At 54.3% G+C, this 23,914-nt stretch carries 19 protein-coding genes; 15 read left to right on the top strand and 4 right to left on the bottom strand.

Translation table 11 applies throughout. The annotated features are described in order from the left end of the window. Positions 1 to 8: 8 nt before the first annotated feature. Both BZK42_RS07735 and BZK42_RS07730 read left to right on the top strand, forming a co-directional pair. Positions 9 to 2,153 carry a PA5441 family protein gene (locus tag BZK42_RS07735; protein ID WP_053389380.1) on the top strand — a complete coding sequence of 715 codons (2,145 nt, stop codon included), beginning with the start codon at positions 9 to 11 and terminating at the stop codon, positions 2,151 to 2,153. Beyond that, complete coding sequence (locus tag BZK42_RS07730) at positions 2,123 to 2,839, top strand: DUF3142 domain-containing protein (protein ID WP_047416837.1); 717 nt, start codon at positions 2,123 to 2,125, stop codon at positions 2,837 to 2,839. Before BZK42_RS07735 ends, BZK42_RS07730 begins: the two co-directional genes overlap by 31 nt. Here BZK42_RS07730 and cueR read toward each other — a convergent pair. Further along, the gene (cueR, locus tag BZK42_RS07725; RefSeq protein WP_029139441.1) at positions 2,836 to 3,246 is read right to left on the bottom strand and encodes a Cu(I)-responsive transcriptional regulator; all 411 of its coding nucleotides are present in this window, start codon (positions 3,244 to 3,246) and stop codon (positions 2,836 to 2,838) included. The two genes, BZK42_RS07730 and cueR, sit on opposite strands and share 4 nt — an antisense overlap. 290 nt (positions 3,247 to 3,536) lie before the next feature. On the opposite strand from cueR, the gene BZK42_RS07720 reads away from it, so the two are divergent. The 10 genes from BZK42_RS07720 to ybaK all read left to right on the top strand — a co-directional run bounded on the left by BZK42_RS07720 (position 3,537) and on the right by ybaK (position 15,130). Further along, on the top strand, positions 3,537 to 5,681 hold the full coding sequence (locus BZK42_RS07720; protein WP_016152101.1) for a TonB-dependent receptor plug domain-containing protein: 2,145 nt from the start codon (positions 3,537 to 3,539) through the stop codon (positions 5,679 to 5,681). Between the two features lie 2 nt (positions 5,682 to 5,683). Then, on the top strand, positions 5,684 to 6,508 hold the full coding sequence (locus BZK42_RS07715; protein WP_080858967.1) for a heme/hemin ABC transporter substrate-binding protein: 825 nt from the start codon (positions 5,684 to 5,686) through the stop codon (positions 6,506 to 6,508). Positions 6,509 to 6,526: 18 nt separating this feature from the next. Beyond that, positions 6,527 to 7,873 carry a heme anaerobic degradation radical SAM methyltransferase ChuW/HutW gene (gene hutW, locus BZK42_RS07710; protein WP_016155887.1) on the top strand — a complete coding sequence of 449 codons (1,347 nt, stop codon included), beginning with the start codon at positions 6,527 to 6,529 and terminating at the stop codon, positions 7,871 to 7,873. A 3-nt stretch (positions 7,874 to 7,876) separates the two neighbouring features. Then, on the top strand, positions 7,877 to 8,371 hold the full coding sequence (gene hutX / locus BZK42_RS07705) for a heme utilization cystosolic carrier protein HutX (RefSeq protein WP_016155886.1): 495 nt from the start codon (positions 7,877 to 7,879) through the stop codon (positions 8,369 to 8,371). Continuing rightward, positions 8,371 to 8,994, top strand: a complete 624-nt coding sequence (chuY, locus tag BZK42_RS07700; protein WP_016152097.1) for an anaerobilin reductase — start codon at positions 8,371 to 8,373, stop codon at positions 8,992 to 8,994. The genes hutX and chuY overlap by 1 nt, the downstream gene beginning before the upstream one ends. 51 nt (positions 8,995 to 9,045) lie before the next feature. After that, positions 9,046 to 10,038: a FecCD family ABC transporter permease gene (locus tag BZK42_RS07695; protein WP_080859060.1), complete on the top strand. Its 993-nt coding sequence runs from the start codon at positions 9,046 to 9,048 to the stop codon at positions 10,036 to 10,038. After that, positions 10,035 to 10,805 (top strand): heme ABC transporter ATP-binding protein, encoded by a 771-nt coding sequence (locus BZK42_RS07690; RefSeq protein ID WP_080858966.1) that lies wholly within the window; start codon positions 10,035 to 10,037, stop codon positions 10,803 to 10,805. Before BZK42_RS07695 ends, BZK42_RS07690 begins: the two co-directional genes overlap by 4 nt. Before the next feature lie 146 nt (positions 10,806 to 10,951). Next, positions 10,952 to 13,453, top strand: a complete 2,502-nt coding sequence (gene copA / locus BZK42_RS07685) for a copper-exporting P-type ATPase CopA (protein WP_016155883.1) — start codon at positions 10,952 to 10,954, stop codon at positions 13,451 to 13,453. 202 nt (positions 13,454 to 13,655) lie between these two features. Further along, entirely contained in the window at positions 13,656 to 14,450 is a 795-nt protein-coding gene (locus tag BZK42_RS07680) for a TraB/GumN family protein (RefSeq protein WP_047358021.1), read from the top strand. A gap of 200 nt (positions 14,451 to 14,650) precedes the next feature. After that, the gene (gene ybaK / locus BZK42_RS07675) at positions 14,651 to 15,130 is read left to right on the top strand and encodes a Cys-tRNA(Pro)/Cys-tRNA(Cys) deacylase YbaK (protein WP_016152092.1); all 480 of its coding nucleotides are present in this window, start codon (positions 14,651 to 14,653) and stop codon (positions 15,128 to 15,130) included. A gap of 181 nt (positions 15,131 to 15,311) precedes the next feature. On the opposite strand, the gene ushA is transcribed toward ybaK, so the two are convergent. Beyond that, on the bottom strand, positions 15,312 to 16,964 hold the full coding sequence (gene ushA / locus BZK42_RS07670) for a bifunctional UDP-sugar hydrolase/5'-nucleotidase UshA (protein ID WP_016155880.1): 1,653 nt from the start codon (positions 16,962 to 16,964) through the stop codon (positions 15,312 to 15,314). A 287-nt stretch (positions 16,965 to 17,251) separates the two neighbouring features. Between ushA and fsr the strand changes: the two genes are divergently transcribed. Then, on the top strand, positions 17,252 to 18,472 hold the full coding sequence (gene fsr / locus BZK42_RS07665) for a fosmidomycin MFS transporter (RefSeq protein WP_016155879.1): 1,221 nt from the start codon (positions 17,252 to 17,254) through the stop codon (positions 18,470 to 18,472). A gap of 224 nt (positions 18,473 to 18,696) precedes the next feature. Next, positions 18,697 to 20,376, top strand: coding sequence for a YbaL family putative K(+) efflux transporter (gene ybaL, locus BZK42_RS07660; protein ID WP_016152087.1), 1,680 nt, complete (start codon positions 18,697 to 18,699; stop codon positions 20,374 to 20,376). Between the two features lie 45 nt (positions 20,377 to 20,421). Here ybaL and gsk read toward each other — a convergent pair whose 3' ends face one another. Then, positions 20,422 to 21,726 (bottom strand): inosine/guanosine kinase, encoded by a 1,305-nt coding sequence (gene gsk / locus BZK42_RS07655; protein WP_016152086.1) that lies wholly within the window; start codon positions 21,724 to 21,726, stop codon positions 20,422 to 20,424. 152 nt (positions 21,727 to 21,878) lie between these two features. Between gsk and aes the strand changes: the two genes are divergently transcribed. Next, the gene (gene aes, locus BZK42_RS07650) at positions 21,879 to 22,838 is read left to right on the top strand and encodes an acetyl esterase (RefSeq protein WP_080858965.1); all 960 of its coding nucleotides are present in this window, start codon (positions 21,879 to 21,881) and stop codon (positions 22,836 to 22,838) included. On the opposite strand, the gene hemH is transcribed toward aes, so the two are convergent. Beyond that, complete coding sequence (gene hemH / locus BZK42_RS07645) at positions 22,835 to 23,797, bottom strand: ferrochelatase (protein WP_016152084.1); 963 nt, start codon at positions 23,795 to 23,797, stop codon at positions 22,835 to 22,837. The genes aes and hemH overlap by 4 nt on opposite strands. Positions 23,798 to 23,914: the final 117 nt, after the last annotated feature.

The raw sequence follows: 23,914 nt of genomic DNA, 5'->3' as shown, positions 1-23,914 counted from the left end.
ATAAGACTATGGTCAGGAAGACACCCCTTGCCTTTGCCCTTTGCTCATTATTGGTCGCCGCCCCGCAGGTATTCGCCTCTTTCGATATGGAAGACTGCAAATGGAGCGACGACAGCTGCCTGCTGAAAGGCACGCCCACCTTCAACCCGGAAAACGACAGCCGCGATAACCTGCTGCGGCTGCTGAGCCAGGAGAAATCATTTGCTCTGCCGGTGCAGTCGATGCCGGCGGACATCACCCGCTCCCGCGATTTCTATTTTGCGTATCATCCGCAGTGGGATGACATTGCCCCGCAGCCAGCCGCAGCGCAGGTATCTGCCGAAGACAGCCCCCTGTCCCGACAGATAGCCGAACTGAACATTAGCGCAGACGAAATAAACGTCAACGACGCTGAGCTTGAGAACCGTCATGTTTCGAATAATACCGCGAGCGTCAGCGCATTTTTTGCCGCACTGCTGGCCGACTCAACGTTAACGGCAAATCAGCGTCAGGCCCTGGCCCAGGCGCGCACAGGACTGTTATCCGGGGCAACCCGCGAGCAGATTGAGTCATCGCTTGCCACTCTCCCGGCAGATTCTCCAGCTCAGTCCTACAAAAGCTATCTGGCAGCGGCCGCCAGTTTTTATGCCGGTGATTATGCCAGCGCCGAACAGGATTTCGCTCAGCTAGCCAAAAGCGATCGTCCGTGGCTGGCTGAGACCGCGCAATACATGCTGATACGTGCGGCGTTGAACAAAAGCAGCCAGAACAGCGTGGGCGAGTACGGCGATTTTGATATCACAAAAATTAACCGCGAGGACGCTTCTCAGGCTCAGACGCTGGCGCAAGCCTATCTGCAACACTACCCGCAAGGCCTGTACGCCGCTTCCTCGCACGGTATGCTGCGTCGTATCAACTGGTATTTACAGGCGTGGCCGCAATTGGCGGGGTTGTATGAGCAGACGCTCCAGCAGTCGGCTGACGCACAGCAACTGCGTGAGATCGTCATCGAATACGATAATGTCTACGGCATGGCGTTCTACGAACAGTCCGTGGTGGAGGCTTTCCCCGATGCGCCGCTTGTCAGCTATATCGAACTGCTGCGCGCATTGCGCCTGAATAACAACAACAAACCAACGCTGACGCAGGCCCAGCTTGACGCCAGCAAACCGGTGTTTGAGCAGAGCCAAAAACTGCCGCTATGGCGCGATCTGCAGCTGAATCTGTGGCTGGCAACGGGCAACTACGCGGCGATTATTTCGGCAGTTACCCCAGCGCAGAAACTTCCGGCCCACGATACGCTGGCCTTCAGCGAACAGGTGCTGTACGGCGAAGCGCTGATGGGCCAGCAGAAATGGACCACGGCACGTGATTTCTGGCAGACATTGCTGAAGCTCAGCCAGGATAACGAACAGCAGCAGTATGTGCAGGCTAAGCTAGCCGCGACGCTGGTTTATAGCGGCGACGTGGCGGCAATTTTCGCCCCGGAAAGCGCAGTAACCAACCTGCGCTTTCGCTCGCAGGTGCTGAAAACCCAGGCCACGCCTGAACTACTGCGCCAGCAAGCCGTCCACGGTCCTAATAACGAAGAGCGTACCATCGCCCTGCATACGCTGCTGGTGCGGGATCTCACTGAGCATCGCTTTGACGACTGGCTGAATGACAGAAAACTGGCCAGCGCCATTACGCCGCCGGTCATTGGCGAAGCGTTTGATGACGTTAATCTGAGTATTTTCGACTGGAACGGCGACTCTGCCGAGAGCGGTTATACCTGTCGCAGCCTCAATGAAACGGTAACGGTTCTGAGCAAACAAGCACATGATGCCCACGCCCTGAACTGCTTAGGCGAATTTTTCCGCACTACGCAAACCCACGTTGATTTATGGAAAAACAGTTCCGGCAACGATGTGCTTGAATCAGCAATCTCGCGCAAGAAACCGTTCGGCCAGTTCGACAGGCAAAGCTACTACCAGCAGGTGATCACATCGCCAAAAGCAGAGGTTGAAGATAAGAGCTTTGCGCTGTATCGCGCCATCATGTGCTATGCGCCGTCAGGCTCTAACGAGTGCGGCGGTGAGGAAGTGGATAAACTACAGCGTAAAGGCTGGTTCACCCAACTGAAAACGCAGTATCCGGGAAGTCCGTGGGCGCAAAAACTCAAATACTACTGGTAACTGCGCTGCTACTCGGCCAGGCACAGGCGGCGGAAATCGTCGCCGCCCGTGAACATCCGGCCTTCTGGCTATGGTCCGGAGTGAAGGCCAGTGACGAGCTGAAAAACGCACAAACAGTCTATCTGCATCAGGGCGAAGTCCTGGTTCGTTCAGGTAACGTGGTGTTCCAGCGTCTAGGACTGCCGGTTAATCGCCTGACTTTCCCCTCTATCTGGTTGACCGTGCGCTTTACCACACTCGACGTACCGGAGGAGATCCCGGCGCGCATCATACGCTTGATGCAACGCTGGCAGGCGGCCGGAAATCACGTCATCGGCCTGCAGGTTGATTTTGACGCGGCGACCCATCAGCTTGCCGATTACGCCCACTTTCTGCAGCAGTTACGCCAACGGCTACCGACCGAGTTTGCACTTGGCGTAACCGGACTACTGGATTGGGCAAAAACGGGCGACGTCGCCACGCTGAACGCGCTGGCGGTCGATGAACTGGTGGTCCAGAGCTATCAGGGACGTCACACGGTACCGAATTATCAGGCGTATCTGCCCGCCCTCAGTCGTCTGCGCATTCCATTTAAGCTGGGGCTGGTACAAAACGGTAGCCGGGACCCGCAGGCTGAAGCGCAGCTTGAGAAATCACCGTGGTACCGCGGCACTGTGGTGTTTATGCTTAATCCGCCACCCCGTTAAGCCTTCGCTTTATGGTGGCAGCAGCCGGAGAGATTATCAATAATCGGGCATTCAGCGCTGTCATCGCCAGGGCAACTCTCCGCCAGCGCCAACAAATGCAAGCGCATAGCCTGCAGCTCGCTGATATGGCGCTCAATGTCCGCCACCTTTTCTAACGTACGCTTTTTCACATCTGCGCTGTGACGCGCCGGATCGTTAAACAGGTTCACCAACTCGCCGCACTCTTCCAGGTTAAAACCAACCTGTCGTGCCTGTCGTAACAGCGTAAGCTCATTCAGATGCTGTTGGTTGTATGTGCGATAGCCATTTTCGCTACGCAGCGGCGGCGTCACTAACCCCTTTTCTTCATAAAAGCGTATCGCTTTGCTGGTTAAACCGGTTTTTTTCGCAACATCGCTAATATTCACATTTCCCCCGCTGATCTTGTTGGTACTGAGCCACATTATAGCCCACATTGCCGTAATCCTTTACCCAAGAACCCCGCGCATCTTCCACCATCACAGCGATGCACAAATCCTTTTAATTCACATTGTTATATCCGATTCAGATCACATTTCAGCATTTATTGACCACGCAAAATTGACTCAAATCAAAAGATGTATCGGTTCTGCACCTTTCATCTTGAACAAAGGGAAACAATTTTATATACAAACGCGAATGATAATGATGATCATTTACATTCAATAAAGGTTCTCTTATGTTGCCACGGATTAACCAAAGGCCATTTATTCTTTCAGCCCTGACATTATGCATGTCCGGCGCTACTTTTGCAGCGACCTCTCCAACACACGGTTCAACGTCCGACGAAGATACGGTGATCGTTACGGCTAACCGCACAGAAAGTAGTCTCTGGGATAGCCCGGCAACCATTCAGGTTATCGATCGCCAGACGCTACAAAACTCCACCAGCGTTTCTCTTGCTGATGATTTACAAGATATCCCCGGCGTCGAAGTTACCGATAACGCTCTCGCAGGTCGGAAACAAATTCGTATCCGTGGCGAAGCTTCTTCGCGGGTGCTGATTTTGATAGACGGCCAGGTCGTCAGCTACCAACGTGCCGGACAAAACTACGGAGCCGGTTTACTGATTGACGAATCCGCGCTGGAACGTATTGAAGTGGTCAAAGGCCCTTATTCTGTCCTCTATGGTTCGCAGGCAATTGGCGGCGTCGTGAACTTTATTACCAAAAAAGGCGGCGATAAGCCTTTGGGTGGTAGCGTTAAGGCTGTTTATAACTCCGCAACGGCAGGATGGGAAGAGTCAGCGGCAGCCTGGGGAAGCATCGGTAACTTTGACTACCGCATCAATGGCAGCTATTCCGACCAGGGGGATCGCGATACACCTGACGGAAGATTGCCCGACACCAACTTCCGTAATAACGGTCAGGGAGTGTGGCTTGGCTACAACCTCGATCGCCACAAAATTGGGCTCTCACTCGACCGTTATAAGCTATCCACTCAAACCTGGTTTGACGATCCCGAAGGTCAGTTCGACGACTTTAGCGTCAAAATTCCTAAGCTGGAACGCGAGAAAATCGGTCTTTTCTACGACTACGCGGCCGACGGGGATTACCTGAAGAACATCCATTTTGACGCATACACCCAGACAATAGAGCGCAAATTTGAAAACCGGGTCAAAACGACCCAGATTATCCCCAGCCCGATGATTAAAGCGCTGACGGTAAGCAATCAAACCAATACCAACGACAAACAATATACCCAGGGTGTAACGCTGCAGGGCAATATCTCCCTTCCGGCTAACAACACGCTGGTGATTGGCACTCAGTATCAGCATGACAAAATAAAACAGGACACGGACGGCAGTACACGCCAGACCGCGGCTACCGGCTTCTTCGATACGCAAACCCGTACCCTGTCATATAACGAAGCAGAACAAAGCAACACCTCACTGTTCGCGCAAAACGACTGGCGCTTTGCCGATGACTGGACGTGGACCGTGGGCGCACGCCAGTACTGGCTGTCTTCGAAACTCAATCGCAACGATACGCAAACTATCCAAAGCAGCGGCACCACCTGGCAATCCACCGGGGGAAATTCCGTTCACGATGATGAACTGGTGACCTCGACCAGCCTGCGCTATTCCGGCTTTGAAGATCTTGAACTTCGGGCTGCATACGCCCAGGGCTATGTCTTCCCCACGCTTACTCAATTGTTCATGCAGACATCCGCCGGCGGCAGCGTTACCTACGGCAACCCAAACCTGAAGGCGGAACACTCAAATAACTATGAGTTGGGCGCGCGGTATAAAGGGAATATGTGGCTGATTGACGGCGCCATTTATTACTCCGAAGCCAAAGACTATATCGCCAGTCTGGCCTGTTCAGGCCAACCCGTTTGCAACGGCAACACCACCTCTTCCCGCGGCGGCTATTACTACTACGACAACATCGATCGTGCCAAAACCTGGGGCATGGAATTAACCGCAGAATACAACGGCTGGGCGGTTTCCCCCTACCTGAGCGGTAATCTCATTCGCCGTCAATACGAAGGCAACACCATAAAAACCTGGGATACCGGCGAACCCACGCTGACCGGGCGCGTTGGCCTGAAACATACCTGGTTGATGAATGTCGCTAACGTGACGTCCGATGTCTTTATTCGCGCGGCGTCCCGCGCCAAAGATAATACCGGCACCACGGAAATAAACTATCCAGGCTGGGCCACGCTTAACCTCGCATTCAACACCGAGTTTGGTCCGCAGGACCAGTATCAGGTCAACCTCGCGCTCAACAACCTGACCGACAAGCGTTACAGAACCGCGCATGAATCTATCCCAGACGCTGGTTTCAATGCCGCTGTTGGCTTTGCGTGGAATTTCTGACGATGAAAAAACTCATGATTGGCTTACTGAGCCTCGCCTGTGTTTTCAGCGCCCAGTCCGCTGACCGCCTGGTGGTGGCGGGCGGTTCGCTTAGCGAACTGATTTACGCCATGGGCGTCGGCAACCGGGTGGTTGGCGTCGATGAAACCACCTCGTACCCACCTGAAACTGCCGCACTCCCGCATATCGGCTACTGGAAGCAGTTAAGCAGCGAGGGCATTTTATCGCTGCACCCAGACAGCTTTATCACCTGGCAGGATGCAGGCCCTCAAATCGTTTTGGATCAACTCCGGGCGCAGAAAGTTAACGTCGTTACATTGCCGCGCGTACCGGCCACCGTCGAGCAGATGTACGCCAACATTCGGGAGCTGGCTCAAACGCTGCGCATTCCTGAACAAGGTGAAGCGCTGGTCAATCGCCTGCATCAACGTCTGGATCGTGTTCAGCACAGCGTGGCGGCGAAAAATGCGCCGGTCAAAGCCATGTTCATTCTCTCCGCTGGCGGCAGCGCGCCGCAGGTCGCCGGCAAGGGCAGCGTTGCCGATGCCATTATGACCCTTGCAGGTGCACAAAATGTCGCCACCCACGCGCAGTATAAAAGTTACAGCGCGGAGTCGCTGATCGCCGCCAACCCGGAGGTGATCGTGGTGACGTCGCAAATGGTGGATGGCGATCTGGCTCGTCTGAACGCGATTGCCGGTATTACCCACACTGCGGCCTGGAAAAATCAGCGCATTGTGGCGGTAGACCAGGCGCTGATTCTGGGAATGGGGCCTCGCGTCGCCGATGCGGTTGAAGCCCTGCACCAGCAATTCTGGCCTCACTAACTGGATTTATAAAAAAGAATGAAAACTGAACACTCCCTGGATCTCACCGCGCATTTTGCGCTTGAGGGAAGTCAGCCCTTTAAGGATCGCCGCGCCACAATGCCATGGCGCGGGGCGATCCCGATTGCCAAAGAGCTATTGTCACAAACCTGGCAGGATGTTATCAGCCAGCCTACCCCGCCGCGTAAACGGCTGGTGTACTTGCATATCCCTTTTTGTGCAACACATTGTACTTTCTGCGGTTTTTATCAAAACCGGTTCGAAGAAGATCACTGCGCCCGCTACACCAACGCGCTGTTGCGCGAAATCGAGATGGAAGCCGATAGCGCATTACATCAGTCAGCCCCAATTCACGCCGTCTATTTTGGCGGCGGTACGCCTTCAGCGCTGTCAGCACGGGATCTGGGCAGAATCATCACCGCGCTTCGTGAAAAGTTACCGCTGGCACCGGACTGCGAAATTACCATTGAGGGACGAGTGCTCAATTTTGACGATGCGCGAATTGATGCCTGCCTTGACGCTGGCGCCAATCGGTTTTCGATCGGTATTCAATCTTTTAACAGCCGGATCCGCAAAAAAATGGCGCGCACCTCAGACGGCCCGACCGCAATTGCCTTTATGCAGGGGCTGGTAAAACGGGATCGTGCCGCCGTGGTATGCGATCTGTTGTTTGGTCTGCCAGGACAAGATGCAAAACTGTGGGGCGACGATCTGGCGATTGCCCGTGACATCGGCCTCGACGGCGTAGATCTTTATGCGCTGAACCTGATCCCCAATACACCGCTTGGCAAAGCAGTTGAAACCGGGCGCACAACCGTTCCCTCTCCCGCCGAACGTCGCGATCTCTATCTTCAGGGTTGCGATTTCATGGACAGCGCGGGCTGGCGCTGCATCAGCAACAGCCACTGGGCGCGTACCACGCGTGAACGCAATCTGTACAACCTGCTGATTAAACAGGGAGCGGACTGTCTGGCATTCGGCTCAGGCGCCGGGGGATCAGTCAATGGCTATTCCTGGATGGTCGAGCGCAATCTGACGACATGGCATGAATCTATCGCCGCCGGGAAAAAACCGCTAATGATGATGATGCGTACCGCCGAGCGTGGTTTCCAGTGGCGACACTCTCTCCAGGCGGGCATTGAAACGGCCCGCGTTCCGCTGGATGAACTGACGCCTCATGCACAAAAACTAACCCCGCTACTGACCCAATGGCATCACGCAGGACTGACGCGAGATGCCAGCACCTGCGTGCGCCTGACCAATGAAGGGCGTTTTTGGGCAAGCAATATTTTGCAGTCTCTTGATGAACTTATTCAGGCACTTAACGCGCCGCGCATTGCGGTAGAACAACCATACCAGGAGTGAATTATGAGCCATGTCTCTTTACAGGATTTTTTGAAAACTGAACCGGACGGTACGCTGGAAGCTATCGCTGCCCAGTACAACACCACGCTGCTGGAGGTGGTGAAAAACCTCCCCTCCCCGACGCTGGTTTCCGGCGATCAATTTGATACTGTCTGGGAAACCGTCAGCGAATGGGGCAAAGTCACCACCCTGGTCCATACTGCTGATGTCATTCTGGAATTCACCGGGGAATTACCTTCCGGATTCCACCGTCATGGCTACTTCAACCTGCGCGGCAAAAAAGGCATGACCGGTCATATCAAGGCAGAAAACTGTACGCATATTGCCCTGATTGAACGCAAATTTATGGGAATGGACACCGCGTCCATTCTCTTCTTTAACCAGGCGGGTAGCGCGATGTTCAAAATTTTCCTCGGTCGGGATGAACATCGACAGCTACTGGCCGAACAGGTCAGCGCCTTTCACGCGTTGTCTTCATCTTTAAAGGAACATGCCTGATGGCTCCATGGCTCATTTTTGGTGCGGGTGGTAGCGGCGTCGGTGCGAAAACGCTTGAACTCGCACTGGCGGAACAACGTCCGGTGATTGCTGTCGTTCGCAACGCACAGGTCGCTGCTGGGTTGCAGGAAAAAGGTGTGCAGGTCTTCATCGGCGACGCCTGCGATAGTCAGGTCACCGCCTGTGCCTGTCGCGCAGCGGGTCAACATGCCACGGTGATCTCCTCCATGGGCGGCGCCCAGGATTATCTGGCGCACAGAACCGTCATTGATGAAGCAGAAAAAGCGGAGATCAAGCGCATGATTCTGGTGACCTCACTCGGCTGCGGTGACAGTTGGCCTTTTCTTTCTTCACGCGCAAAGGCCGCATTTGGTCAGGCTGTACGGGAAAAATCGTTGGCTGAAAGCTGGCTACAAACCAGTCGACTGGACTACGCCATTCTCCGCCCCGGCGGTTTGCTGAACGGTGCAGCCACCGGCCAGGCGCAACGAATACAGGCTCAGGAGTGTCACGGCTTTGTAATGCGTGCAGATGTTGCGAAGCATATTCACGAACTGGCCACTGCGCCAGCACTTAATAACCAGATTTACAGTTTGGTTGAGCCGGGACTGAAACCCGCGTAAACCCCTCACGGCGCGGGAACTCCGCGCCGCAAAGACGTTATGGAGCGTTACGTGCTTAAGGACTCGCTTTCTTCCGTCAGCATCCTGACGGGTCTTTCTCTTTTGCTGGTTGCTCTGATGCTCTTCGGTGCCAGCCAGGGAGCGCTGAACATTAGCTTCAGCTCCCTGTTCAACAACGAATATCGTGATATCTGGTTAAACATCCGCTTGCCTCGCGTGCTGCTGGCCGTTCTGGTCGGTGCTGCGCTGGCGACGGCAGGGGTCATCATGCAGGGACTTTTTCGCAATCCGATGGCCGATCCTGGCCTGCTTGGCGTCAGCAGCGGCTCCGCGCTGATGGTCGGCATCGCGATAGTTATCCCATTTTCGTTCCCCGTAGTGCTGGTGCTGTATGAGCAGATGATTTTTGCCGTCGCAGGCAGCATGGTGGTCTGCACGATTATTTTCCTGATAAGCCAGCGTCATAACCACGGTGGAATGATGCAACTGCTGTTAGCCGGTATCGCTATCAATGCCCTGTGCGGTTCGGCTATTGGCGTACTGAGCTATGTGGGCGACGAGCAGCAGCTACGTCAACTTACATTGTGGATGATGGGAAATCTCGGCCAGGCCCAGTGGCCAACGCTGTTGGTTGCCAGCACGTTTATTCTTCCAGCCATTGTTATAACCATCTGCATGGCGGGAACGCTTAATTTACTGCAGTTGGGTGATGAAGAGGCGCATTACCTCGGCGTAAACGTCAAACGTAAGCGTCAGCAGTTACTGTTGCTCAGTTCGCTCCTGGTTGGCGCTGCGGTTTCCGTCAGCGGCGTAATTGGCTTTATTGGCCTGGTGATCCCGCATCTGATCAGAATGACGACCGGCGCCGATCATCGCTGGTTGATTCCCTGCTCTACGCTGGCCGGTGCCTGTTTACTTCTGATTGCCGACACGTTGGCCCGCACACTTGTTCAGCCAGCCGAAATGCCCGTTGGCCTGTTAACCAGCCTGATCGGTGGACCGTATTTCCTGTGGTTAATACTGCGTAGCCGGAGGGTGTCATGATCGTCGCTGAAAATCTGGTCTACCATATTCAGGGAAGACGACTGACCGACGAAGTTTCCCTGACGCTACCTGATGGAGAGATCATCGCGATTCTTGGCCCGAACGGAGCCGGGAAATCGACGCTGCTACGCCAGCTTACGGGATATCTGCAGCCCCACAGTGGGCGTTGTAGCATTTTTGGCAAGCCGCTGGACAAGTGGTCAATCACCGAACTGGCAAAAACCCGTGCCGTGATGCGCCAGAATAGTCATATGGCCTTCCCGTTTAGTGTTCAGGAGGTCATTCGCATGGGCAGACATCCGTATCGTACGCGCAACACGGGCGATGAAACGGAGTACATCATGGCATTGTGTGATTGCCAGACGCTGGCCGCACGCGATTACCGGCATCTGTCGGGAGGAGAACAACAGCGGGTACAACTGGCGCGCCTGCTGGTTCAGCTTTGGGAGCCCGAGCCTGGGCCGAAATGGTTGTTTCTTGATGAACCCACCTCCGCGCTGGATATTCACCACCAGCAGCACCTTTTTCGTCTGCTACGTCGTCTGGTGCGTGAACGGCAGTTTAACGTCTGCTGCGTCCTGCACGATCTCAACCTCGCGGCGCGCTATGCTGACCGCGTGGTATTGATGGAGCGCGGCAGGATAGTTGATAACGGATATCCGCAGGATGTCCTGAAGCAACGGTCGCTGAACGCGCTGTACGGTGCCGATCTCACGGTCATAAATGAACCGGAGCATCGAACGCCGATTATCGTCCTCAATCAATAACAGACCGGGAACCCCTGACATGGCGTTCCCGTTTTTCTCCCTTTACACCCTTTTTTCACCTTTTCTAAAAACGCCCTTGACCTTCCCCTTGCTGGAAGGTTTAACCTTTATCACAGTCAGTTAATCCTGCAAAAAAGGAGTTGGTTATGTCTCAAACAATCGATCTAACCCTGGACGGTCTGTCCTGTGGTCACTGCGTAAAACGCGTTAAAGAAAGTCTGGAACAACGTCCGGACGTTGAGCAAGCGGATGTCACCGTGACAGAAGCGCATGTTACCGGGAGCGCCAGCGCAGAAGCGCTGATTGAAACCATTAAACAAGCCGGTTACGGCGCGGAGTTAAGCCACCCAAAGGCTAAACCGCTGACGGAGTCATCAATCCCGTCGGAAGCACTGGCAGCGGTCCCTTCCGAGCTTCCGGCAGCTACGGCTGATGATGACAGCCAACAGTTGCTGTTAAACGGCATGAGCTGCGCCAGTTGTGTGACCCGCGTACAAAATGCATTGCAAAGTGTACCGGGCGTCACGCAGGCACGGGTAAACCTGGCGGAACGCACTGCGCTGGTAATGGGCAGTGCCTCCGCCGCAGATTTAGTACAGGCGGTTGAAAAAGCGGGCTACGGCGCAGAAGCGATTGAAGATGATGCTAAGCGTCGCGAGCGTCAGCAAGAAACTGCCGTGGCAACCATGAAACGTTTTCGCTGGCAGGCAGCCGTCGCGCTGCTCCTGGGTATCCCGGTCATGGTATGGGGCATGATTGGCGACAACATGATGGTGAGCGACGACAACCGCAGCCTGTGGCTGATGATTGGTCTGGCAACGCTTGCCGTGATGGTTTTCGCGGGCGGTCACTTTTACCGCAATGCGTGGAAAAGCCTGATGAACGGCACCGCGACCATGGATACGCTGGTGGCGCTGGGTACGGGGGTGGCATGGCTCTATTCCATGAGCGTCAACCTCTGGCCGCAATGGTTCCCGATGGAAGCGCGACACCTCTATTATGAAGCCAGTGCCATGATTATCGGTCTGATTAACCTCGGACACATGCTGGAAGCGCGGGCTCGCCAACGCTCGTCTAAGGCACTGGAAAAACTGCTCGATCTGACACCGCCGACCGCACGCGTCGTCACTGACGAAGGTGAAAAAAACGTGCCGCTGGCAGAGGTGCAGGCTGGAATGTTGCTGCGCCTGACCACCGGCGACCGCGTTCCGGTTGATGGCGAAATCACTCAGGGTGAAGCCTGGCTGGATGAGGCCATGCTGACCGGTGAGCCGATTCCACAGCAAAAAGGTGCAGGCGATAGCGTCCACGCCGGTACGGTCGTACAGGACGGTAGCGTGCTGTTCCGCGCCAGCGCTGTTGGCAGTCACACCACGCTGTCGCGCATTATTCGTATGGTGCGCCAGGCGCAAAGCAGCAAACCGGAAATTGGCAAACTGGCCGACCGCATCTCCTCGGTGTTCGTTCCGGTCGTGGTCGCCATTGCGCTGGTCAGTGCGGCTATCTGGTATTTCTTTGGACCGGCGCCGCAGATTGTCTATACGCTGGTAATCGCCACCACCGTCCTGATTATTGCCTGCCCTTGTGCGCTGGGTCTGGCAACGCCGATGTCGATTATTTCCGGCGTCGGGCGTGCCGCTGAATTTGGGGTGCTGGTACGTGATGCCGATGCGCTGCAGCGCGCCAGCACGCTCGATACCATCGTGTTTGATAAAACCGGGACGCTAACTGAAGGCAAACCACAGGTTGTCGCCATCAAAACGTTTGGCAATACCGACGAAGCGCTGGCAATTCGTCTGGCAGCGGCCCTTGAACAGGGTTCCAGCCACCCGTTAGCCAGGGCGATTCTGGACAAAGCAGGTGATGTCACGCTGCCGCAGGTCAACGGTTTCCGTACGCTGCGCGGTTTAGGCGTCAGTGGCGAAACGGAAGGTCATTCGCTGCTGCTGGGAAACCAGGCGCTGCTCAATGAACAGCAGGTAGATACCACTGAAATGGAGGCTGAAATCACCGCTCAGGCTTCCCAAGGCTCAACCCCGGTACTGTTAGCGATTGACGGTAAAGCGGCAGCGCTGTTAGCGGTACGTGATCCTCTGCGTAGCGACAGCGTGGCAGCGCTCCAGCGTCTGCACCGCGCCGGGTATCGTCTGGTGATGCTCACCGGCGACAACCCAACGACCGCCAACGCCATTGCCAAAGAGGCGGGTATTGATGAGGTGATTGCTGGCGTTCTGCCGGACGGTAAAGCCGAGGCGATTAAACGTCTGCAGAGCCAGGGGCGTCAGGTTGCCATGGTCGGTGACGGTATCAACGATGCGCCTGCGCTGGCTCAGGCTGATGTAGGGATTGCCATGGGTGGCGGCAGCGATGTGGCGATTGAAACCGCCGCGATTACGCTGATGCGCCATAGCCTGATGGGCGTTGCCGATGCGCTGTCTATCTCCCGGGCAACGCTGCGCAATATGAAGCAGAACCTGCTCGGCGCGTTTATCTATAACAGCATCGGTATCCCCGTTGCCGCCGGGATTTTGTGGCCGTTCACCGGAACGCTGCTCAACCCGGTCGTTGCCGGGGCGGCGATGGCGCTCTCCTCCATTACCGTGGTGAGCAACGCTAACCGACTGCTGCGCTTCAAACCTAAAGAGTAAGCCTTTACCGGATGGCGCTCTGAACGGAGCCCAAAATCATTCGCGTTGCATTAAGGCGGCAAGTATAAAAACCCCAGGAGCATGGCCAACTATGTGACTGGGGTTTTTGCACGCTGCCAACAAAGAGGCTGAGGGAATGATGAAGTGTATTTGCACCTTCCAGGACCACGCGCTAGCATGGAAGTCTACTTAGGGAGGCCGTATGGATCTGTTGTACCGGGTAAAATCATTTTTCACCGCGCTACGCGGCAACCACTATACCTGGCCTGCCATCGACATCTCCTTGCCCGGAAACCGCCATTTTCATCTGATTGGTAGTATTCACATGGGCAGCCGCGATATGGCGCCTCTGCCTGCCAAATTACTCAAAAAGCTCCAGCGTGCCGATGCGCTCATTGTCGAAGCCGATGTTTCCGGCGACGACGCGCCGTTTGCCAACCTTCCGACCTTTGCCGCACTGGAAGAACGCATCAGCCCAGAGCTGCTAGATAATTTGCACAAAGTCACCGACGAGCTGGGTATTTCCCCTTCCCTGCTGTCTACCCAGCCGCTGTGGCAAATCGCCATGGTCTTGCAGGCAACGCAGGCGCAGCAGTTGGGGTTGCGGGCAGAATACGGCATTGATTACCAACTTCTGAATGCGGCAAAACAGGTGCATAAACCCATAATCGAGCTGGAAGGCGCATCCAGCCAAATCGAGCTGTTGTGTCAGTTACCCGATAACGGACTGGCTCTACTGGACGATACCCTGACGCACTGGCATACCAATGCCAGACTGCTACAACAGATGATGGGCTGGTGGCTTAAAACGCCGCCACGCAATAGCGAACTCACTCTACCCAATACTTTTAGCCAGTCGCTGTATGACGTTTTAATGCATCAGCGTAATGCGGCCTGGCGCGATCGACTCAGGGCGATGCCTGCCGGGCACTATGTCGTGGCCGTTGGTGCGCTGCATTTGTATGGAGAAGGAAATTTGCCGGAGATGTTACGGTAAAAAAATGGCCAATATTGCTATTGGCCCGTCAAAGAGGAATTTCATCATTATTATGATCCCGACGCTTAAAGCATCGGTGTAGTTCGATTGTCGCTCAAAGTCATCATCCTGCCAACACTATTGCGCAAGATGGTACTATTTTTTAGACAGACATCAGGCGTATGCTTGTGTCGTATTTTGTCTGGGCCAGGAAAATTGCTATGACACCCGCCGTTAAATTACTCGAAAAAAACAAAATTTCTTTCCAGATCCACACCTACGATCACGATCCGTCCGAGACGAACTTTGGTGACGAAGTGGTACGCAAGTTAGGTCTGAATGCGGACCAGGTCTACAAAACGCTACTGGTTGCCGTGAATGGCGATATGAAGCACCTGGCGGTTGCCGTTACGCCGGTAGCCGGTCAACTGGATCTCAAAAAAGTCGCCAGGGCGTTGGGAGCCAAAAAGGTCGATATGGCCGATCCGATGATCGCGCAGCGAACCACCGGGTATCTGGTAGGCGGCATCAGCCCGCTGGGGCAGAAAAAAAGATTGCCGACGCTCATCGACGCTCCCGCCCAGACGTTTGACACCATTTATGTGTCCGGCGGCAAACGCGGGCTGGATATTGAACTGGCAGCGGGCGATTTGGCGAAAATTCTGGATGCGAAATTCGCCGATATCGCACGCCGTGATTAATTGTCTTTTGCCCGGTGATACGGCGATTGAGCCTACTGCGATTACAGGGCGTGATTGGTGAAGACAGTTTGGACTCGGCCAGCGCGCAAGAACCGGAGCGTAGATGTAATAAGTAGGATTATTGGGCCGCCATGAAGGGCGGCCCGGAGGAGCGGATAAAATGATGCCCCAAATTGCCCTGTTACTGCCAGCTTACCTCGCCCTTCGGCTCATACGCACCAGCATCGAGCGGTGAGTTCTTCTGCACGTACTCTTTCAGCACTTCCGCATCAATAAACCCGGTATTTACATAGCCAGGCTTGTTATCAATTCGCGGATAGCCATCGCCGCCGGTGGCATTGAAGCTCAGCGTTGCCATGCGATAGGTTTTGGCTGGATCAACGGGTTCGCCTTTAATTTTCAAATCGTTAAGCTTGCCGTCTTTCGCCACGAAGCTGACATTGGCAAACTGCGGATAGGCCCCGGAATCCGGCTTCATTTGCGCCACGGCGGTCAGATAGTCAATCACCTCTTTCCCGCTCATGTCGGCGTACACCACGATGTTACCGAACGGCTGCACTTTCAGCACGCTCTTATAGGTGATATCACCGCCTTCGATGGAGTCACGGATACCGCCGCCGCTCATCACGCCAAAATCAGCGCTGGTTCGCGCCATTTGCGCAGCCAGCAGTAAATGCCCCATGTTGGTCTGCACGAAACGGACTTTGCTACGGTCGCCTTCGAGGCGCGCATTGACGCTACCAATTTTCACGTCGAGCTGCGCTTTACCTTTATTCTGGAACGGCGTCAGCAGAGAAAGCATTTGCTGATTTTCTGCAATTTCCGGGGTGTAGAGTACGCGCTCACTTTTACCGTTGTCCCAGGTCACTTTTTTCTTAAGGTTGACGGGGATGAGCTGGTAGTTAACCATTTTCATTTCGCCATTGCGGAACTCAAAGTCCGCCCGCCCCACGTATTTCCCCCACTCATGCGCCTGCACAATCCAGATCCCGTTTTGCTTGTCTGGCGCACACGGCGTACCCGGCACGTAATCAACCTGCTTCTTGTTTTCCGCGGCCATACATACCGGATCCTGCGAGTGACCACCCACAATCATTGCCAGCGATCCCGCCGGCAGGCTGCGCGCCATTTCTACGTCGCCAGGTGCGTTCGAGCCGTGATTGCCATTGTCATAATGTCCCATATGGGTGGTCGCAATAATGATGTCCGGCTTTTCCCCCATATTCAGTTCCTGGATAACCAGTTTGGCTTCATCAGCAGGTTTACGGAACTCAATATCGGTAAAGAACTCTGGGTTGCCAATTTTCGCCGTATCGTCAGTGGTTAAACCGAGTACGGCAATTTTTAAATCCTGGCGCTTAAAGATGGCCCACGGCTTAAACAAACGCTCGCCGGTGCTTTTCTGATAGATATTGGCCGAGAGAAACGGGAATTTGGACCATTTTTCCTGCTGGCGCAATACGCTAAGCGGATTATCAAACTCGTGGTTTCCGACCGCCATCGCATCATAGCCAATCAGGTTCATTCCGCGAAAATCAGGTTCCGCATCCTGCAGATCAGACTCCGGTACGCCGGTATTAATGTCGCCACCGGAAAGCAGCAGTACACTGCCTCCTTCCTCAGCCACCTCTTTACGAATACCGTCCACCAGCGTTTTTTGTGCCGCCAGCCCGTATTCACCGTATTCGCTGCGCCAGAAGTGACCGTGATGATCGTTGGTATGCAGAATGGTAATTTTGTAGGTTTTATCTTTTTCGTACGCCTGTGCAGGTTGACCTGCCAGCGCAAATGCGGCTAATAACGCCAGCGCCACGCCCCGTTTTAAAAACTTCATATTTCACTCCCTGACTCAATATCAACCGCCATACCCGTTATACATGTGCGTTGGCTGCGCTCACTTCCCCCTGTCGCTTATGCAGTAAGCTCCTGGGACTCTCGCGTTTGCCGCCTACCTGTAAGTCGAATTAGTTCGGGCATAAAATTACAGCTACTGAAAATAATAGCCGAAAATGTTTTCAGAAATGAGACTTCCTTCAAACACCTTCCGCAGGTATGTTAGTCAGGTAATAATAACAAATTAGATTACCCTCATAATCGCAACCCAAACAGAAGTGACTTTCTATGGCAATAAGTGAACCAACCCAGCCAGTGGCTGGCGCGTCAGCGTCGGTTGCTAAAGCACGCACCTCATTTGGCATTTTAGGGGCAATCAGCCTCTCCCATCTGCTAAACGATATGATCCAGTCGCTGATCCTGGCGATTTATCCGCTATTGCAGTCAGAGTTCTCGCTGACGTTTATGCAGATAGGGATGATTACCCTGACCTTCCAGCTTGCTTCCTCACTGCTGCAACCGGTTGTGGGTTACTGGACGGATAAATACCCGATGCCGTGGTCGCTGCCCATTGGGATGTGCTTCACGCTGAGTGGGCTTGTTTTGCTGGCCATGGCCGGCAGTTTCCATATGGTCCTGCTCGCCGCAGCGCTGGTTGGTACCGGCTCTTCGGTATTTCACCCGGAATCATCCCGCGTGGCGCGAATGGCCTCCGGCGGTCGTCACGGTCTTGCCCAGTCAATTTTCCAGGTTGGTGGCAACTTTGGTAGCTCTCTGGGACCGTTACTGGCGGCTGTCATCATCGCGCCATATGGTAAGGGTAATGTGGCCTGGTTTGTGCTGGCTGCGTTATTAGCGATTGTCGTTCTGGCGCAAATCAGCCGTTGGTATGCCGCGCAGCACCGGATGAGTAAAGGAAAACCGAAAGTCGCCATCGTGAATCCGTTACCACGGAATAAAGTGGTGCTGGCGGTAAGCATCCTGCTGGTGCTGATTTTCTCCAAATACTTCTATATGGCGAGCATCAGTAGCTATTACACCTTTTATCTGATGCAAAAATTCGGATTATCGGTACAAAATGCCCAGTTTCACTTGTTTGCCTTCCTGTTTGCCGTCGCAGCCGGGACGGTGATTGGTGGACCATTGGGCGATAAAATTGGCAGAAAATATGTTATTTGGGGCTCTATCCTCGGCGTAGCACCCTTTACCCTCTTTTTACCCTACGCAACACTGGAATGGACCGGGATTTTAACCGTGATCATTGGTTTTATCCTCGCATCGGCGTTTTCTGCCATTCTGGTCTACGCGCAAGAGCTGCTTCCTGGCCGTATCGGCATGGTTTCTGGACTATTTTTTGGTTTTGCCTTCGGCATGGGCGGCTTGGGAGCCGCGGTGTTAGGGCTGATTGCCGACCATACCAGCATCGATTTGGTCTACAAAATATGTGCTTTCCTGCCACTACTGGGGATACTGACCATATTCTTACCTGATAACCGACATAAAGCGTGATTTCCTGACGGCCAAAAGTAAATTTTGGCCGTCAGACTTACAGTAGCCATCAGCCTTTGCCTCTCACATACCGCTGTACTTTTCCGATCCGTGCTTTTTTACGTCTAAAATCCTATTTTCATCAAAATTCAATAATTATTCACAAACAAAAACATCAAAATTGTCATAAACTATTACTCGTCGTTTGAGTTTTCAGGATTATCACAGCAACCAAAGGAGACGGAATGCATCACGCCACCCCGCTTATCACCACCATTGTCGGCGGCCTTGTGCTCGCTTTTATATTAGGCATGATTGCCAATAAACTACGTATTTCTCCTCTGGTGGGATATCTGTTAGCGGGCGTTCTGGCCGGTCCATTTACACCTGGTTTTGTTGCTGATACCAAGTTAGCGCCTGAACTGGCCGAGCTTGGCGTAATCCTGCTGATGTTCGGCGTGGGGCTGCACTTTTCGCTGAAGGATTTGATGGCGGTAAAGTCTATCGCCATTCCCGGCGCGATTGCCCAGATAGCGGTGGCAACACTGCTGGGCATGGCGCTTTCAGCGGTGATGGGCTGGTCGCTGATGGTAGGGATCGTGTTTGGTCTGTGTCTTTCAACCGCCAGTACCGTGGTGCTATTGCGTGCGCTTGAAGAAAGGCAGCTCATTGACAGTCAGCGCGGGCAAATCGCCATTGGCTGGCTGATTGTCGAAGACCTGATGATGGTACTGACGCTGGTTCTCCTGCCAGCCGTCGCTGGAATGCTGGAAAAAGAAGATGTCGGCTTTGCATCGCTGGCCGTAGATATGGGCATTACCATCGGTAAGGTGGTGGCGTTTATCGCAATTATGATGCTGGTTGGTCGTCGCCTGGTGCCGTGGATTATGGCCCGTAGCGCCGCAACCGGCTCACGCGAACTGTTTACCCTGTCAGTCCTCGCCCTCGCATTAGGTATTGCATTTGGCGCAGTGGAGCTGTTCGATGTCTCCTTTGCACTGGGGGCATTCTTCGCCGGCATGGTGCTGAACGAATCTGAACTGAGTCACCGTGCGGCGCATGACACCCTACCGCTGCGCGATGCGTTCGCCGTACTGTTCTTTGTTTCCGTCGGGATGCTCTTTGATCCCATGATTCTGATTCAGCAGCCGCTGGCGGTGCTGGGCACGCTGGCGATTATCATCTTTGGTAAATCCCTTGCCGCCTATTTCCTGGTGCGCCTGTTTGGTCACTCCCAACGCACAGCGCTCACCATTGCCACCAGCCTGGCGCAGATTGGTGAATTTGCCTTTATCCTGGCGGGTCTGGGCATGGCGTTAAACCTGCTGCCGCAGGCCGGACAGAATCTGGTGCTGGCGGGGGCGATCCTGTCTATCATGCTTAACCCGGTGCTGTTCGCGGTGTTAGAAAAATATCTCGCCAAAACAGAAACGCTGGAAGAACAGACGCTGGAAGAGGCTATTGAAGAAGAGAAGCAAATTCCGGTGGATATCTGCAATCACGCCCTGCTGGTTGGCTTTGGGCGCGTCGGTAGCCTGCTGGGCGAGAAATTGATGGCTGCGGGGATCCCGCTGGTAGTTATCGAAACCTCACGCACCCGAGTGGATGAACTGCGCGAGCGCGGGATCCGCGCGGTGCTGGGAAATGCCGCCAACGAAGAAATTATGAATCTGGCGCATCTGGATTGCGCACGCTGGCTGCTGCTGACCATTCCCAATGGCTATGAAGCGGGTGAAATTGTCGCTTCAGCACGCGAGAAGTGCCCGTCAATTGAAATTATCGCCCGCGCGCATTATGACGACGAGGTGGAATACATTACCGAACGCGGCGCCAATCAGGTCGTCATGGGTGAGCGTGAAATCGCCCGTACCATGCTGGAGCTGATTGAAACGCCGCCTGCAGGTGAGGTGGTCGTTACAGGCTGATGTCGTTGCCGGATGACGCTATCGCTTATCCGGCATGTGCATGATTTAACGATCCCAGTACGACTCTTCGAGGCTATCTTCGCGTTCCGGCAAACCGCGCGTCAGGCGCGGGGAATGCTGGTTCAGCACCTGATAACTCACGCGATTCGCATATTTACACACCTGGGCTAACGACGAATAGGTCAGCCAGGTGAACTTGTGCTTGCTGGAGTTAGGCACGTTGCTGCGGTGATAGCTGTTAGCGGTAATATCATGCAGCAATGCCGCCAGCGCGCCGTCACCAGCGCCGTTGGTATTCATGATCTTCTCTGGCCCGCCCATATACGGTGCGATGTGCGAATACACACGCAGCGGATTGGTACAATCTTTATGGCGCATGGCGCGGCTAAACTCGTACTGGTTGAATTCGGCAATGGCCCCAGGCAGCAGCGGATGCTGGGTTTTACGTTTGACTTCTTCTTCCGTAAAGCCCGCCATATAAAGACCCGCCGGCCCCGCTGTGCACAGCACCAGATCCACCCAATCCAGCGCCTTGTCGGACGCCAGCAGCGGATCGTTTTCGCCGGTCAGCGCTTCGGCCTCCTCTTCATTCATCGCCAGAATTGAGACATGCTCTTTCAGGAATGCCTGCCACCACTGCGGATTATCGGCAATGACAAATTTGGTGCCCAGCGTCAGTACCACCGGTACATTGTGTTTTTTAGCAAATTCGATCGCCTTCATGGTCGCTTCCGGCATTGGCTCGCCCGGCTCGCAGCGCACCAGATAGGACGTCAGCACCAGCGCGGACGCTCCGGCAATCACCGATTCAGGGATGCTATCCGCCCGCAGCTTGTTCATATGCCCAGGGCTGATTGCAAAGGTACGCTCACCGGACTCGCCAATCAGCGTAAAGCAGCGACCAATCGGTCCATCTACGCCCTGTAGGTAGTTCAGATCGGTACGACTGGAGGTATTGCATAAATAGCGGTACGCATAGCTGCCAATCTCGATATTGCTGCACATCACACCCAGCAGCACCGAGCGGTCATCCGCCAGCACGGAGTAGTTGTGCATTGTATTACCGATAGTACCGCCCGCAAACTGATGGGTGATCAAATTTTCACGCACCAGTTCCTGGTAGAGCGCTTCAGCGACATCATCTGCAATCACCAGAGAGTGCCCGGCACTTAATCCATAACGTTTTACAAAGTTATCATCAACTTTGGCTTCAATATCCACCAGCGTCTGGTCAATACCCACCACCCAGGCTGCGCTGGTTTCATTTTCTGGCTGAATTTGTTGCAGCAACGGATCGCGCGCGCTGACGGGGAAATAGTGTTTGGATTTACGTTTACCGGGAAATTTCATGGTCGATTTTACGGGTGGTTAGCTGAGCGATGCATGGTAGCACATTCCCCGCTGCGCATGCGATGCGGCGCTGAGTTTCAATATCGGACGGTGAGATCGCAGTTTATCCGGGATGAATTTCTACAATAACTCACCTTCACAAGGAGCGCTTTATGAAGCCGGAAAACAAGATCCCCGTACTCGACAACATTTCGGATGAAATGAAAAGTGTAGTGAATTTTCATCGCGAAGATTTGCCGCCGTGGCCCGCTGCCGATGACTTCGTGGCCCAGCGTAAACACTACATTCATGAACGGCAGTTGTGGAATGCCGATGCCCCACAGATGAATACCCGAGAATGTGTTATTTCCACCGCATGCGGCCCCGTTGCCACACGAATTTACGCTCCGCAGCCCCATAGCCAGGCGACGCTATATTACCTGCACGGCGGCGGTTTTATTCTCGGTAATCTGGATACCCACGATCGCATTATGCGTTTACTGGCGCGCTATACGCAGTGCACGATAATTGGCATCGACTATTCGCTTGCGCCAGAGGCCCGCTACCCGCAAGCCATCGAAGAGATAGTCGCCGTCTGTCAGTACTTTTATCAGCACGCTGGCGATTATTCCCTTAATGTGAATCATATTGGTTTTGCGGGCGATTCCGCCGGGGCCATGCTGGCGCTTGCCAGCGCGTTGTGGTTGCGGGATAAACAAATTGCTTGCGGCAAGGTGGCTGGCGTGCTGTTGTGGTATGGGCTTTACGGCCTGCAGGATTCACTGAGCCGACGGCTAATGGGCGGCGCCTGGGATGGTTTAACTCGCGAGGATCTGCTGATGTACGAAAACGCGTACCTGCGTAGCGCCGACGATCGCGAATCACCGTACTATTGCCTGTTTAATAACGACCTGACGCGCGACGTACCGCCGTGTTTTATCGCCGGTGCGGAGTTTGATCCGCTGATTGACGATAGCCGCTTATTATTCCAGACGCTACAGGCGCATCAGCAGCCCTGCCAGTACAAAATGTACCCCGGCACGTTGCACGCCTTCCTGCACTATTCGCGGATGATGAAAACCGCCGACGATGCGTTACGGGAGGGCGCGCGTTACTTCAGAACGCAGCTTTAACGGTAGGCTGCGGTCAGTTTAACCATCATTTCGATATGTTCCGGTGTGGCATTCAGCGCCGGAATATACTCATATTGCTTACCGCCTGCCTCAAGGAAAATCTCCCGGTTTTGCACCGCTATCTCCTCCAGCGTTTCGAGACAATCAGCCGCGAAGCCCGGACACATGACCTGGATATGTCGGGTCCCTTTCTCCGCCAGCATTTTTAACGTTTCATCGGTATATGGCGTCAACCACGGTTCACGGCCAAAACGAGACTGGAAGGTCATCATCACTTTTTCCGGCGGCAAGCCAAGCGCAGAAACCAGCTCACGAGTCGTATCGCGACAGCGCTGCGGGTAGTCATCGCCTTCATCGGCGTAGCGCTGCGGAATGCCGTGGTAGGAAAGCAGCAGCAAATCGGGTTCACCATGTTGAGCAAATGAATCACGGGCGCTCTTGGCCAGCGCATCAATGTAGCTGCTGTCATCGGCGTAATCACGAATAAATGAGATGCCAGGAATACTGCGTTTACGCGCTAAGATTCGCGCCAGTTCGTCCCAGACCGCCGCCACGGTAGAACAGGAATATTGCGGGTACAGCGGTAACACCACCATGTGTTCAACTCCGCTTGCCAGCAGTTCATCGACCGCGCTTTCAAGCGACGGTGAACCGTAGCTCATCCCCAGCGCGACAGGCGTATTTGGCAGACGTTGTGCCAGCGCCTGCTGTTGCGCCTTGCTGTAGACCATCAGCGGGGAACCGTCTTCCATCCAGATTGACTGGTACAGCTTTGCCACGCGTGGCGCACGTAGCGGCAAAATCACACCACGCAGCAGCGGCCACCACAGCGCAGGTGACGTATCGACTACGCGTTGATCGCTTAAAAACTGGCGCAGGTAGCGCTTAACGGCTTCGGGGGTTGGGGCATCGGGAGTGCCGAGGTTTGCCAGCAGGATACCGGTTTTCGTCTGACGCATTACCGCCTCTTATCGATTCAAATTGTTGATAATTGTAGCGGAAAAGCGATAAAGAAGAACTAATTGCTGTGAAAGGTAAGACGAGAATTTGCCTGATGGCGCTGCGCTTATCAGGCC

Source organism: Citrobacter braakii, from assembly GCF_002075345.1.
GTDB classification, from domain to species: Bacteria; Pseudomonadota; Gammaproteobacteria; order Enterobacterales; family Enterobacteriaceae; genus Citrobacter; species Citrobacter braakii.
This window is presented reverse-complemented; position numbering and strand designations above follow the sequence as displayed.